This window comes from Streptomyces doebereineriae, from assembly GCF_031845645.1.
Taxonomy (GTDB): Bacteria; Actinomycetota; Actinomycetes; order Streptomycetales; family Streptomycetaceae; genus Streptomyces; species Streptomyces canus.
This window is the reverse complement of record NZ_JAVREZ010000316.1, coordinates 1-450: the sequence shown is the minus strand read 5'-3', so window position 1 is coordinate 450 and position 450 is coordinate 1. Positions and strand designations below refer to the sequence as shown.

The window sequence follows — 450 nt, the reverse complement described above, 5'->3', positions numbered from 1 at the left end:
CCCAAATACTGAGAGGCCGGACGATGGATTGGGAGAAAGAGGCGGGGAAACTCGCCGACCGAGTGACGGACCCGGATTCCCTGTGGCGCGCTCCCGTGGCGACCGTCCCCCGTCACGACCTGGTGCCGTGTTGGTGGGAGACGGACGACACGGGCAGGTGGACGCGACGCAGCGGCACCGACGACCCGGCGGCATGGTCCGAAGCGGCTTACAGCGACCGGTCGTTGATTACGCAGGTGGGGCCGCTGCACGCCGACCGGGCCGGGCCCGGCGACCGCCCCGAGGGGCTGCCCACGTCGTCCGCCACGCTGCCAAGCCTGGTCGTCCGGATGCTGCGGCACGGTCGGCTCGGCGACGGCCTGTCGCTGCTCGACCTCGGCACCGGAGCCGGCGGGCTCACCGCATATGCCTCCCGGCGCATCGGCTACCGCCATGTGACCAGCCTGGACG

At 71.8% G+C, this 450-nt stretch carries 1 pseudogene; it reads left to right on the top strand.

Annotation, left to right across the window (positions count from 1 at the left end):
• Positions 1 to 23: 23 nt before the first annotated feature.
• Positions 24 to 450 (top strand): annotated as a pseudogene (locus RNB18_RS52060) (methyltransferase domain-containing protein); the annotation flags it as partial.